The sequence below is a fragment of the Janibacter limosus NBRC 16128 genome, from assembly GCF_001570985.1.
Classification (GTDB): domain Bacteria; phylum Actinomycetota; class Actinomycetes; order Actinomycetales; family Dermatophilaceae; genus Janibacter; species Janibacter limosus.
Map to the genome: position 1 here is coordinate 45,819 of NZ_BCSS01000020.1, position 12,976 is coordinate 58,794.

A 12,976-nucleotide genomic window follows, 5' to 3' on the forward strand; every position below is an offset into this window, starting at 1 on the left:
CGCGGATGCACGAGGCCTCCCGCGGGTATGTCCGGGCCATGCGGCACAGCAGCCCGGACGAGCCCGGGATCACGCGGCGTCGGCGCGGGCGTGGCTTCAGCCACCACCTGCCCTCCGGCCGACTCGTCGACGCCGCCACCCGAGAGCGCATCGACGCCCTCGCCGTGCCACCCGCCTGGCGGGACGTGTGGATCTGCACCGACCCCGACGCCCATCTGCTGGCGACGGGCGTCGACGAGGCCGGTCGCACGCAGTACCTCTACCACCCGCGGTGGCGGGCGGCGCGCGATCGCGAGAAGTTCGACCGCGTGCTCGAGATGGCCCCGCTCCTGCCCCGGATGCGCCGACGACTGCGCGCCGACCTGGGTGCCCGCGGACTCACCCGGGAGCGCGTCACGGCCACCGCCCTGTGGCTGCTCGACACCGGCAGGCTGCGGGTCGGGTCCGCCGCCTACGAGGAGGAGCACGGGTCGCACGGCGTGACCACGCTGCTCACCGAGCACCTCCACGACACCGGCTCGGGGGTACGGCTCGAGTTCCCGGCGAAGGGGGGACAACGCGCCTGCGTGCTCGTCACCGACGACGACGTCGTGCGCGCCCTGCGGGCGCTGCGTCGGGCGGGCCGACACGGAGAGCACCTGCTCCGGTACCGCGACGCGTTTACCCGGCAGGACCTCCGCGCCGCGGCGGTCTCCGACCGGTTCGCCGCGATCGTCGGGCAGGCCCACACGGTCAAGGACCTGCGCACGTGGGCCGCGACGGTCACCGCGGCCGAGTCCCTGGCGGCCTCCTCCCGCACAGGGGTGGAGGTGGAGGAGGCCGTGCGTCTCGCGGTGGAGGCGGCGGCCGACTCGCTCGGGGACACGGTCACCGTGGCCCGCGACAGCTATGTCGACCCTCGGTTGCTCGACGCCCACCGCGAGGGGCGCGGGATCCGACCCGCTCGGGGGGCGCCGCTCGAGCACAGCGACGCGGTCCGGCGACGTGTCGAACGCGAGCTGGTCGCGCTGCTGACCGCCTGATGCATGTCCCGAGGGCGACGGGGTAGGTGCCCCGACATGATCGAAGGGTGGCCCCTGGGCCTCGGCTGGCTGATCCTGCTGGTGCTCCTCGGCACCCTGGCGTGGTTCGTCCTGCGGGGGCCGCGATGAGACGCCGCGCAGCGGGCATGACGTTGACGGCCCTCGCGCTGTCGGTGGCGCTCTCCGGCTGTGTCACTCCCGCGCTGGACTCTGGTGCCTTCCGGCAGAACGCCCGCGGCGCCGTCGGGTCGGGCCTGTCCGAGACGAGCACGGCCGCGCTCGTCGTCGAGCAGGTCCTCGCCGACCGGGTCACCGACGCGGTCGCCGACACCAGCCTGAGCAACTGCGAGGACGCCATCGGGCCGATCGAGGACAGCTTCGGCAAGGTCCAGCCTCCCCACGGCCGTGACGACTCGCTGCGCACCGACGTGCTCGACACCCTCGGCGACGCCGACACTGCCATCGCAGACGCCCGGATCGCCGCGCGCCGGGACGACACGGAGGGACTGCAGCAGGCCCTGACCGACCTGGACGCCGTGATCACGGACTTCGAGCAGCTCGAGCAGGGGCTGGGATGAAAAAGGTCTTCGGTCTCGTCCTCGGCGTGATGACCGCCATCGGCGGCTTCGTCGACATCGGCGACATCGTCACGGCCGGCGTCGTCGGCTCCCGCTTCGGCATGTCGCTCACGTGGGTGCTGATCCTCGGCACCTTCAGCATCTGCGTCTTCGCGGAGATGAGCGGACGGGTTGCCGCCGTGAGCGGCCGACCCACCTTCGACCTCATCCGCGAGCGTCTGGGGCCCCGCCTCGGCCTGCTCAACCTCATCGGCTCGCTGGCCGTGACGCTGCTGACCTTCATCGCCGAGATCGGCGGCGTCGCCCTCGCCCTGCAACTCGCCACGAGCGTCAACCGCTACCTGTGGATCCCCGTGGTGGCCGCCGCGCTGTGGCTCGTCTTCTGGCGGGTGAAGTTCGCGGCGCTGGAAAACACCTTCGGCCTCGGTGGGCTGGCGCTCATCGTCTTTGCCGTCGCCGTGTGGCAGCTGTCGCCGGACTGGTCGCAGATGTGGCATGAGGCCTCCCGCGCCGCCATGCCGCAACCCGAGGGCATCCCGACCTACTGGTACTACGCCGTGGCGATCTTCGGAGCGACGATGACGCCCTACGAGGTCTTCTTCTTCTCCTCCGGCGGCATCGAGGAGGGCTGGCGCACCAAGGACATCAAGACGATGCGCGGCAATGTCTTCCTCGGCTTCCCCCTCGGGGCGCTGCTGTCCCTCGCCATCACGGCGACCGCCGCCATCGTCTTCCTCCCCCTGTCGGTCGAGGTGGGGAGCCTGAGCCAGACCGTGCTCCCGGTCGGCATGGCCCTGGGCAAGATCGGTATCGCCATCGCGTTGCTCGGCCTCTTCGCCGCGACCTTCGGCGCGGCGTGCGAGACCGGGTTGTCGGTGGGCTACAGCATCAGCCAGTACTTCGGCTGGCAGTGGGGCAAGTTCGTCGAGCCGCTGCAGGCCGCGCGTTTCCACACGATCCTGCTCCTCATGTGCATCATCGGGCCCGGGGTGCTGCTCACGACGGTCGACCCGATCATGGTCACGGAGTACTCGGTGGTCTTCAGCGCCATCGCCCTGCCCCTGACGTACATCCCGATCCTCATCGTCGCCAACGACCGGACCTACATGGGAGACCGCGTCAACGGACGCATGGCCAATGTCCTGGGCAGCATCGTCCTCGTCCCGGTGCTCGTGGCCTCCCTCGCCGCCATACCGCTGATGATCGTGACGAGGGTGGGGCAGTGACATGGGTGACGACATGGGTCCGGTGAGCTTCGACGACAGCGCCGTCATCCGCCTGCTCGACCACCAGATCGTCGACGCCGACGGGCACCACCTGGGCAAGGTGGACGACCTCTCCCTTCGTCAGGAGGGTGAGGACCTCCTCATCGATGCGCTCATGGTCGGCCCGGCGGCGCTCGCGCCGCGATACCCCGGCCTCGTCGGCCGGTGGGGTTGGGCGATCTGGCGCCGGCTCAACGACGCCGACGACCCCGGCATGGTCCTCGTACCGCTGGGGCACATCGTCGACATGGGATCCGACGTGCAGGTGGACGCGCGGACCAGGGACGTCCTGCTGTCGTCCTTCGGCCTGGAGAACTGGCTGCGCCGTCACCTCATCGGCCGCATCCCGGGGCCGAAGGGGGGCAAGCACCTGCCCGAGGAGAGCCACCCGGCGCGGACCACACCGGGAGACGGGACGGGCGAGGCCGCCGAGGCGCCCGAGCGCGGCAGCACCGGACCGCGGCACCGCCTCACCGAGCTGCTCCACATGGACGTCGTCGACGCCACCGGCGAGCCCGTCGGCCGGGTGACCGATGTGCGCAGCCACGCGGAGGACATCCGCGACGGGATCGCGCTGACCTCCGTGCTCGTCGGGCCGCGCCTCATGGGATCGAAGCTCGGGTACTCCTCCGACGAGCAGGACGGTCCGCGCGCGATCAGCTGGATCATCGGTCGGATGCACCGCTCCGCGCACTGGCACGACCTGGCGGACGTCGCGGCGATCTCCTGGGAGGAGCGACGCCTCGAGATCGCTGACCGCGGCTGAGGTTGGGCGGCCCGATCGCGGGTAGCGCAGCCCTACCCCATGCCGAGGAGGCAACGATGAAGGCCGTGACCTGGCAGTCCCCCGAGACCCTCGAGGTCGTCGACGTCCCCGACCCGCGGATCGAGGAGCCGACCGATGCGATCGTGCGGGTCACGTCGACCGCGATCTGCGGCTCCGACCTGCACCTCTACGGGGTCCTCGCGCCCTACCTGCAGCCCGGAGACGTCCTCGGCCACGAGGCCATGGGCATCGTCGAGGAGGTGGGCAGCGAGACCGGCGACCTGGCCGTCGGCGACCGGGTCGTCGTCCCCTTCAACATCGCCTGCGGGCACTGCTGGATGTGCCGTCGCGGGCTGCAGTCGCAGTGCGAGACGACCCAGGTGAGGGAGCAGGCCAAGGGGGCTGCGCTCTTCGGCTACTCCAGCCTCTACGGCTCCGTCCCCGGCGGGCAGGCCGAGTACCTGCGGGTGCCGCAGGCGCAGTACGGCCCCGTGCGGGTGCCGCAGACCGGACCCGACGACCGCTACCTCTACCTCTCGGACGTGCTGCCCACCGCGTGGCAGGCCGCGCGCTATGCCGATGTCGGCGGAGGGGACACCGTCGTCGTCATGGGCCTGGGCCCCGTCGGCCAGATGGCCGCGCGATCCGCCCTGCAGCAGGGTGCCGAGCGGGTCATCGGTGTCGACCTGGTCGACGAGCGACTCGCGATGGCCGCCGCCCACGGCATGGAGACGGTGGACGCGCGCACAGTCGACGACCTCGCCTCGACCGTCGCGGAGATGACCGACGGCCGCGGCGCCGACCGGGTCATCGACGCCGTCGGGATGGAGGCGCACGGCAACCCCGTGCTCGAGCGGGTCATCGGGGCCACGACCCGCATGCCGAAACCGTTGGCGCGCAAGGCCATGGAGACCGTCGGCATCGATCGGCTCAAGGTGCTGCACCAGTGCTTCGACGTCGTGCGGCGAGGAGGCACGGTCTCCCTCAGCGGGGTCTACGGCGGCATGGCCGACCCGATGCCGATGCTGACGATGTTCGACAAGCAGGTGACCGTGCGCATGGGCCAGGCCAATGTGCGCCGGTGGACCGACGAGCTGCTCGAGATGGTCTCCCGCGACGAGGACGTCTTCGACGTCGAGGGCCTGGCCACGCACCGGGTGCCGCTCGCGGACGCGCCCGAGGCCTACCGGACCTTCCGCAACAAGGAGGACGGCTGCATCAAGGTGGTGCTCACGCCCTGAGCGACTGCCCCGTCCAGGGCGCTCAGGCCACCCCGTGACGGCGCTGGTGCCGCTGCCCGAGGCCGGTGCCCACGAGGACGAGGACGATCGAGACGGCGAGGACGCCGATGTAGCCGATCCACGCCGCGGCCGTGAGCGCCACGGCCGCGGCGACGAAGGAGACCGCCAGCGCGAAGGAGGTCAGCGTCGTGAAGTCCGTGCCTGCCGAGTCGGGCCGGGCGAAGTCCATGTTGATCGTGTAGACCACGACATTGGCCACGGCGTAGGCCGCCATGAAGGCGCACAGTGCCACCGTCGTCCACACGGTCGAGGTCTCCCCGAGGGCGAGCGGCACGAGGCCGAGGGTGGCCACGGCGAGGAGGACGCCGCCGAGGACGAGGACCCGCTGGCGTCCCCAGCGCGCGGTGAGGGCGCCGGCCCCGAGCGCGGCGAGCACCGCCGGGGCGGAGGCGATCGCCCCGGAGACGACACCGATCTTGGTCAGCGACCACCCGGCGTCCACGAGGGCCGGGGAGACGATCGCATACCCGACCGCGGCACCGATGTAGTAGAGCGGGACGACGACGAGCACCCAGCTGCGGCAGCCCGGCTGGCCGAAGACGGACAGCACCTCACGCAGGCCCGCACGCCGCACCTGCACCGCACGCTCCGGCTCGCGGAAGCCGATGACGACCCCGAGGGCGGTCGCGGTGAGCAGCGCGAGCAGGAGGATCGCGGGGACCCAGCCCCAGCGGTCGTAGACGATGACGGCGAGGCCGCCACCGACGACGCTGCCGAGGTAGTTGCCGCCGACCTGGATCCCGTTGCCGAGCCCACGGCCCCCCTCGCTCAGCAGTCGCACGGCGAGCGCGTCGGCCGCGATGTCCTGGGTGGCGGAGAAGAGGACGAAGAGCGCGCAGATCGCCATCACCGGACCGAGGTGGTCCGAGGGCGTGGCGAAGGGGGTGAGTGCCAGGAGCGTGATGACCAGCCCGAGCTGCAGCGGGACGAGCCACGAGCGGTAGTGCCCGTGACGGCGGCTGCCGAAGCGGTCGACGAGCGGGGCCCAGAGGAACTTCAACGGCCAGATGAGCCCGATGGTCTGGACCAGCCCGAGCGTGGCGAGCGAGGTGCCGCCGTCTCGCAGGATGGCCACGAGCCCAATGGTGAGGAATCCCACGCCGAGGTACTGGGTGAAGTACAGCGCCGTGATGAGCCGGAACCGCTCTGCGCCGCCGGTCGTGGCGCTCTGCGGGTCTGTCGTGAGGGTCGGTGTCACGGGTGGTCCTCGAGGGTCGGAGACAGGCGATCGGGCAGGCGTCATGGCACGTCGGCGGTGACGTCGGGTGCCCTGCGGCTCGACGAGCGAGATGGGCACCGAGTGGTTATGTTAGGGCAGCCCTGCCTTACTTAGGTAACCCTCACTCCCTAGGAGACCGCCCGGTGAACCCGCACCTCCTGACCCATGACACCGCCGACGACTACGTCGCCGGCATGTCGCGCGTGACCCGTCTCGTGGCCCAGCACCTGGGCGCCGGCGCCCCGTCGACCGGCGCGACCGTCGCCGACCTCGCCCCCGTCGTCGACGCCGTCGACCTCGACCGACCGGCCGCCGACCTCGACACCGCACTCGCCGAGGTCACGGACGTCTACCTGCGCGATGCCATCTGGTTCCACCACCCCTCCTACGTCGCCCACCTCAACTGTCCCGTCGCACTGCCGGCGGTGCTCGCGGAGGGGATCATCGCGGCGGTCAACACCTCCGTCGACACCTGGGACCAGAGCGCCGGCGGGACCCTCGTCGAGCAGCGCCTCGTCCGCTGGACGGCCGGGCGGATCGGCTTCGACGAGGACGCCGCCGACGGCGTCTTCACCAGTGGTGGCACCCAGTCCAACCTCCAGGGCCTGCTGCTCGCCCGGGGCGAGGCGGTCCGGGCTGCAGGGACGGACGTGCAGCACCGGCTCCGCGTGCTGGCCACCGAGCACAGCCACTTCAGCGTCATCAAGTCCGCGCGCATCATGGGCCTGCACCCCAGCGCGGTCATCCCCGTGCCGACGGACGCGACAGGCGGGATGTCCCTCGACGCGCTGCGCCACGAGCTCGAGAGCATCCGGGAGCGCGGCGAGGTCGCGATGGCGGTCGTCGCCACCGCCGGCACGACCGACCTCGGGGTCATCGACCCGATCTCCGGCATCGCCGACCTCGCCGAGGAGCACGGGGCCTGGCTGCACGTCGACGCTGCCTACGGGGGTGGTCTGCTGCTCTCCCTTCGCCGGCGCCACCTGCTCGAGGGCGTCGAGCGCGCGGACTCGATGACCGTCGACTTCCACAAGACCTTCTTCCAGCCGGTCAGCTCCAGCGCGCTCATCGTGCGTGACGGCGCGACGCTGGCGCACGTGACGCACCACGCGGACTACCTCAACCCGCGCACGGCCGTCACCCCCAACCAGGTGGACAAGTCGCTGCAGACCACCCGCCGCTTCGATGCACTCAAGCTGTGGATGACCCTGCGCGTCACCGGCGCCGACGCCGTCGGCGAGATGTTCGACGAGGTCATCGACCGGGCTCACCAGGTGTGGGAGGTGCTCCTCGACGACGAGCGCTTCGAGGTCGCCGCCGAGCCGGTGCTCAGCACCGTCCTCATGCGCTATCGGCCGGAGGGAGTGAGCGCCCAGGACGCCGACTCGCTCAACCCGCGCATCCGTCACGCCCTGCTCGACCGGGGCGATGTCATGGTCGCCGGCACGGTCATCGACGGCCGCGCCTGGCTGAAGTTCACCCTCCTCAACCCGCAGACCCCGCTGGCGCACCTGCGCGGCATCCTCGAGACCATCGCCGCGACGGGCGACCAGCTGCTCGCGGAGGACGCGATGGACGAGCTGCGGCTGCCCTTCGAGACGCTCGCCGCGCGAGCTCCTCAGGGAACGGGTGCGGGGGTGGCGCGATGAGCGAGCACGTGCACGACTACGTGGCGATCGGGCTGGGGCCCTTCAACCTGGGTCTGGCGGCCCTGACCCATGACCTGCCCGATGTCGACGGCATCTTCCTCGAGGCGCGCGACGAGTTCTCCTGGCACCCCGGGATGATGCTCGAGGGAGCGACCATCCAGGTGCCCTTCATGGCCGACCTGGTGACGATGGCCGACCCGACGAGCCGCTTCAGCTTCCTCAACCACCTCAAGGCGGTCGGGCGGCTCTACCCCTTCTACATCCGCGAGGACTTCAACCCCCTGCGCGCCGAGTACGACCAGTACTGCCGCTGGGTCGCCGACCAGCTCGACACCATCCGGTGGGGACACACGGTGACCGCGGTGGAGCGCGACCTCGACGGGACCCACACGGTGACGGCCCGCCGCAGCGACGGGACGCTCACCTCCCTTCGCGCTCGGCACGTCGTCCTGGGCATCGGGACCGAGCCGGCCGTGCCACCCGTCGTCGAAGGGCTGGACGGCCCGGTGACGCACTCCGGGGGGTACCTCGGCGCGCGAGCCGGGCTGCAGGAGAGCGAGAGCATCACCGTCGTCGGCAGCGGCCAATCAGCCGCTGAGATCTACCTCGACCTGCTCGAGGGCTGCGTCGAGCACGGGTACCACCTGACGTGGGTCACCCGCTCCCCGCGCTTTTTCCCCATGGAGTACACCAAGCTGACGCTCGAGATGACCTCCCCCGAGTACGCCCGGTACTTCCGCGAGCTGCCGATGGAGCGGCGTGACGTCCTGCTGCGCGAGCAGCGCAACCTCTACAAGGGCATCAGCGCCGACCTCGTCGACACGATCTACGACACCCTCTACCGGCTGCGCGTCGAGACCGGCCGGCCCGTGCCCACGACCCTGCTGACCAACAGCGAGGTGCGCGAGGCGGGGTGGGACGAGGACGCAGGGAGGTACACCCTGCGCGTGCACCACGAGGAGCAGGACGCCTCGGTGCGAGTGACCACCGAGGGGCTGGTCCTCGCGACCGGCTACCGCCCGCGGACACCGCACTTCCTCGCTCCCGTGGCGGGAACGATCCGGCGGGACGCGCGCGGACGCTACGACACCGCAGCGGACTACAGCGTCGATGTCGACGGGCGGATCTTCGTGCAGAACGCCGAGGAGCACACCCACTCCGTCCTCGCCCCCGATCTGGGTATGGGCGCCTACCGCAACTCGGTGATCATCAACGCGATGACCGGGCGCGAGGTGTACCCGGTCGAGGAGCGGATCGCCTTCCAGCACTTCGGGGTCCACGAGATCGAGTCGCCCGTGGTCAGCCGCGACGAAGAGGTGTCGCCACGCCTCGAGGCTCGCCCGCGGACGGCCTCGCACCTCGACGAACGAGAGACGGTGGGCCGATGAGCACCTGGCACTTCCTCTCCCCCATCGGTCGGATCACCATCGAGCCGGTGGTGCCGCAGGAGCACATCGATCTCCTGCACGCCTGGGTCACCCACCCCCGGTCCACGTTCTGGGGGATGCACGGGTACACCCCGGGGCAGTCACGCGCTGCCTTCGACGAGATCGACGCCGACCCGCACCACGCGGCCTGGCTCGGGCGGATCGACGGCGAGCCGACCTTCCTGACGGAGACCTACGACCCGGGGCACAGCGTGCTGGCCGCCCACTACCGGGTCGAGCCGGGCCAGCTCGGCATGCACGTGCTCGTCGCACCGACGGACACACCCGTGCACGGCCTCACCTCGCAGGTCTTCCGCGCCGTCATGCACTTCTGCTTCCGCGACCCCGAAGTCACCCGGGTCGTCGTCGAGCCGGATGTGCGCAACCACGCGATCCACGCCAAGAACGCAGCGGCCGGCTTCGTCGTCGATCGACGGATCACCTTGTCGGACAAGGAGGCACTGCTCAGCTTCTGCACCGTCGAGGCCTTCGCCGGGAGTGAGCTGGAGCGCGGAGGCGAGAGGATCCCTTCGCCCGATGTCGCCCACCTCGAGCCGGGAGTCATGCGCCGCGCCCACCGGCACGTCGCCGCCAAGGCGATCGGCGAGTTCACCCACGAGCGGCTGCTCGACCCCGAGCCGACCGCCGACGGACGCTGGAGCATCACCGCCGGCACCGCGCGCTACACCTTCGCCGCGACCCGGCACGCCCTCGAGCACTGGCGGGTCAACCCGGTCAGCCTCGAGCGGACGATCGACGGCGAGCCGACCGAGGTCGATGCCCTCACCGTCGTCTCCGACCTGCACGAGGACCTCGGCCTCCCCGACCACCTGCGCTCGACCTACCTCGAGGAGCTCAGCGGGACCCTCGCCGGACTCGCCTTCAAGTGGCACCACGAGCGGCACACCAGCCGGGAGCTCGTGCACGCCGACTTCCAGACGATCGAGGCCGCGATGACCGAGGGCCACCCCGCCTTCGTCGCCAACAACGGGCGGATCGGCTTCTCCGCCACCGACCACGCGGCCTACTCCCCCGAGGCCGGCGCAGATGTGCGCCTGGTGTGGGTCGCGGTGCGGCGCAGCGTCGCCCACCTCTCCCTGGCCGATGACCTGAGCGAGGAGGACCTCTACGGCGGCGAGCTGGACCCTGCGGAGCGCGAGCGGCTCTCCCTTCGTCTGGAGGCGGAGGGGGTGGACCCGGCGGACTACCTGCTCATGCCGATCCATCCCTGGCAGTGGGACCACAAGCTCGCGGTGACCTTCGCCGCGGACCTTGCCCGGCAGGACATCGTCCACCTGGGCACGACGAGCGACCGGTACCGGGCGCAGCAGTCGATCCGCACCTTCTTCAACCACGACCGGCCCGAGCGGCACTACGTCAAGACGGCGCTGGCGATCCAGAACATGGGCTTCCTGCGGGGTCTGTCACCGACGTACATGTCGGCCACCCCGGCGATCAACGACTGGGTGGCGCAGGTCGTCGCGGACGACCCGGAGCTCGCGGACTGCGGGTTCCGGGTGCTGCGGGAGATCGCGGCCATCGGGTACACCGGCGACGCGTACCACCAGCTCGGCGCGCCCAACCCGCACACCAAGATGGTCGCGGCCCTCTGGCGCGAGTCGCCGGTGCCGAAGCTCGCTGCGGGACAACGGCTCCAGTCACTCACGGGGTTGCTGCATCGCGACGCCGACGGCGGTGCGCTCATCACCGAGCTCATCGCTGCGAGTCCGATCGGGGCCACCGAGTGGGTGCGGCGGATGCTGCACTCCTACCTGCGGCCCGTCGTCCACTGCCTCGGCGTGCACGACCTGGCCTTCATGCCGCACGGCGAAAACCTCATCCTCGTGCTCGAGGACCACGTGCCCACCGGTGTCTTCATGAAGGACATCGGCGAGGAGGTCGTCGTCATGTCCGACCGACCGCTGCCGGCGGACGTCGAGCGGATCCGGCACGTCCTCGACCCACGGGTGCAGTCGCTGTCGGTGCTCACCGACGTGCTCGACGGGGTGCTGCGCTTCGTCGCCGAGATCCTCGCCGACGACGAGGTGATGACCGGCGACGAGTTCTGGACGCTCGTCGCCAACTGCATCAGGGAGCACGCGGACGCCCATCCACGCGCGGCACGGCTGGACCTGCTGCGGGAGAGCTTCGAGCACTCGTGCCTCAACCGGCTGCAGCTGCGCAACACCCTGCAGATGGTCGATCTCACCGACCCCGAAGGCTCCCTCATCCGCGTCGGGGACCTCGCCAACCCACTCCACGAGGTGTCCCTTCGAGACGCTCGCTCCGCGAGCTCCTCAGGGAACGTGGGTGAGGCGCGCTCCGCGAGCTCCTCAGGGAGCGTGGGTGAGACGCGCTTCGCGAGCTCCTCAGGGAGCGGGGGCGTGGACGCGTGAGCAGGCGCTGGAGGGTGGAGCGGGATGCCCACGGGATCCCGCACTGCTGGGGCGAGACGCTCGAGGACCTCGCCTTCGCCCAGGGGTGGTCGGCAGCAGTCGACCGGGCCTGGCAGATCGAGGTCGAGCGACGGCGCTCGGAGGCCAGCGCGGCCGAGCTGCTCGGCCCCTCGGACTGGGACGACTTCGCGTCGCACGCGGCCCTGCCGGCGACGGCGAGGGCAGCGGTGTCCACCCTCGACGAAGAGACCGAGGCGTGGCTGCTCGCCTTCGTCGACGGAGTCAACGCCGGGCTTCCCGAAGGTGCTTCCCGCGCACCGGAGTTCGCCTCCGTCGGCGTGGACCCGCAGGAGTGGCAGCCGTGGTCTCCCGCGGGCGTCTTCCTCGTGCAGCACGTGCTCATGGGCAACTTCGGCCACGAGCTGTGGCGACGTCACCTGCGCCAGCAGCTCGGCGACGACGCGCTCGACCTGCTGAGCCACGAAGGTGTCCCCCTCGGGGGCAGCAACGCCTGGGCGCTGACCGGATCGCGCACCAGCACCGGCGCCCCGATGATCGCCGCCGACCCGCACCGGGTCCTCGAGGCCCCCGGGATCTACCAGCAGGTGCACCTGTCCACCCCGCAGATCGACGTGTCGGGTCTGGCCTTCGCCGGGGTCCCCGGGGTCCCGCACTTCGGGCACGCGGGCTCGGTCGCCTGGGCGGTCACGCACGCGATGGCCGACTACCAGCAGATCGCACCCGACGCTGACCCCGCTGTGCCCCACCCGATCTCACCGTCCACGGTCGACGGTGACATCGGGCTCGCCGCGATGCGTCGCCTGCTGCTCGCCCGCACCGTCGACGACGTCGATGACGCCCTCGACGGCTGGGTCGAGCCGGTCAACTCCCTCGTCATCGCCGGTGCCGATGGCCGCGTCCGCGAGCGGGTCGCCGGACGCCTCGTGACGAAGGGAGGGACCGTCACCGCTCCGGCCGCTCGCCGGGACCTCGTCGACGGCGAGGTCGTCGTCCACGCCAACGACCGGCGCGCGTCGGTCACCGACCTGGGCCGGGAGTTCGCCGCCCCCCACCGGGCACTGCGGATCAAGGGGCTGCTCGCCGAGCGCGACGCCTGGAACACCGACGGGCTCGCCACGATCCAGATGGACACGGCGCTCGGCTCGTGGCCGACCTTCAGACTCCTCCTCGGCGGTGTCGCGGCCACCGGCGCCGCCGAGGAGGCCCGCGCCCGGCTGCTCGCCTGGGATGGGCACATGGACGCCGGCAGTACCGACGCCGGACTCTTCGCCACGTGGCGCAGCGAGCTCGTGCGGCTCGTCGCGGAGCACCCGCGGCTGGCGCCGCTGCACG

Annotated in this window: 10 protein-coding genes; 9 read left to right on the top strand and 1 reads right to left on the bottom strand. The window is 71.1% G+C overall.

What is annotated here, in order from left to right:
- Positions 1 to 5 precede the first annotated feature (5 nt).
- The 5 genes from JLI01S_RS09240 (at position 6) to JLI01S_RS09260 (ending at position 4,872) form a co-directional block, all read left to right on the top strand.
- Positions 6 to 1,022 carry a DNA topoisomerase IB gene (locus tag JLI01S_RS09240; protein ID WP_084349328.1) on the top strand — a complete coding sequence of 339 codons (1,017 nt, stop codon included), beginning with the start codon at positions 6 to 8 and terminating at the stop codon, positions 1,020 to 1,022.
- A gap of 146 nt (positions 1,023 to 1,168) precedes the next feature.
- Positions 1,169 to 1,600 carry a hypothetical protein gene (locus JLI01S_RS09245; protein ID WP_068263620.1) on the top strand — a complete coding sequence of 144 codons (432 nt, stop codon included), beginning with the start codon at positions 1,169 to 1,171 and terminating at the stop codon, positions 1,598 to 1,600.
- Positions 1,597 to 2,826 carry an NRAMP family divalent metal transporter gene (locus JLI01S_RS09250; RefSeq protein WP_068263623.1) on the top strand — a complete coding sequence of 410 codons (1,230 nt, stop codon included), beginning with the start codon at positions 1,597 to 1,599 and terminating at the stop codon, positions 2,824 to 2,826. The genes JLI01S_RS09245 and JLI01S_RS09250 overlap by 4 nt, the downstream gene beginning before the upstream one ends.
- Position 2,827: 1 nt before the next feature.
- A complete protein-coding gene (locus tag JLI01S_RS09255) occupies positions 2,828 to 3,631 on the top strand; it encodes a hypothetical protein (protein WP_068263626.1) in 804 nt (267 codons plus the stop codon).
- 56 nt (positions 3,632 to 3,687) lie between these two features.
- Positions 3,688 to 4,872 (top strand): zinc-dependent alcohol dehydrogenase, encoded by a 1,185-nt coding sequence (locus JLI01S_RS09260; RefSeq protein WP_068263630.1) that lies wholly within the window; start codon positions 3,688 to 3,690, stop codon positions 4,870 to 4,872.
- 22 nt (positions 4,873 to 4,894) lie between these two features.
- Here JLI01S_RS09260 and JLI01S_RS09265 read toward each other — a convergent pair whose 3' ends face one another.
- Positions 4,895 to 6,130: an MFS transporter gene (locus JLI01S_RS09265; protein ID WP_068263633.1), complete on the bottom strand. Its 1,236-nt coding sequence runs from the start codon at positions 6,128 to 6,130 to the stop codon at positions 4,895 to 4,897.
- Between the two features lie 164 nt (positions 6,131 to 6,294).
- Between JLI01S_RS09265 and JLI01S_RS09270 the strand changes: the two genes are divergently transcribed.
- The 4 genes from JLI01S_RS09270 to JLI01S_RS09285 all read left to right on the top strand — a co-directional run.
- A complete protein-coding gene (locus tag JLI01S_RS09270; protein ID WP_218005491.1) occupies positions 6,295 to 7,800 on the top strand; it encodes a pyridoxal phosphate-dependent decarboxylase family protein in 1,506 nt (501 codons plus the stop codon).
- Positions 7,797 to 9,188: a lysine N(6)-hydroxylase/L-ornithine N(5)-oxygenase family protein gene (locus tag JLI01S_RS09275; RefSeq protein ID WP_084349329.1), complete on the top strand. Its 1,392-nt coding sequence runs from the start codon at positions 7,797 to 7,799 to the stop codon at positions 9,186 to 9,188. Before JLI01S_RS09270 ends, JLI01S_RS09275 begins: the two co-directional genes overlap by 4 nt.
- Positions 9,185 to 11,623, top strand: coding sequence for a GNAT family N-acetyltransferase (locus JLI01S_RS09280; RefSeq protein WP_084349330.1), 2,439 nt, complete (start codon positions 9,185 to 9,187; stop codon positions 11,621 to 11,623). The genes JLI01S_RS09275 and JLI01S_RS09280 overlap by 4 nt, the downstream gene beginning before the upstream one ends.
- A partial coding sequence (locus JLI01S_RS09285) for a penicillin acylase family protein (RefSeq protein ID WP_174521313.1) occupies positions 11,620 to 12,976 on the top strand: 1,357 nt, incomplete at its 3' end. The genes JLI01S_RS09280 and JLI01S_RS09285, both read left to right, overlap by 4 nt.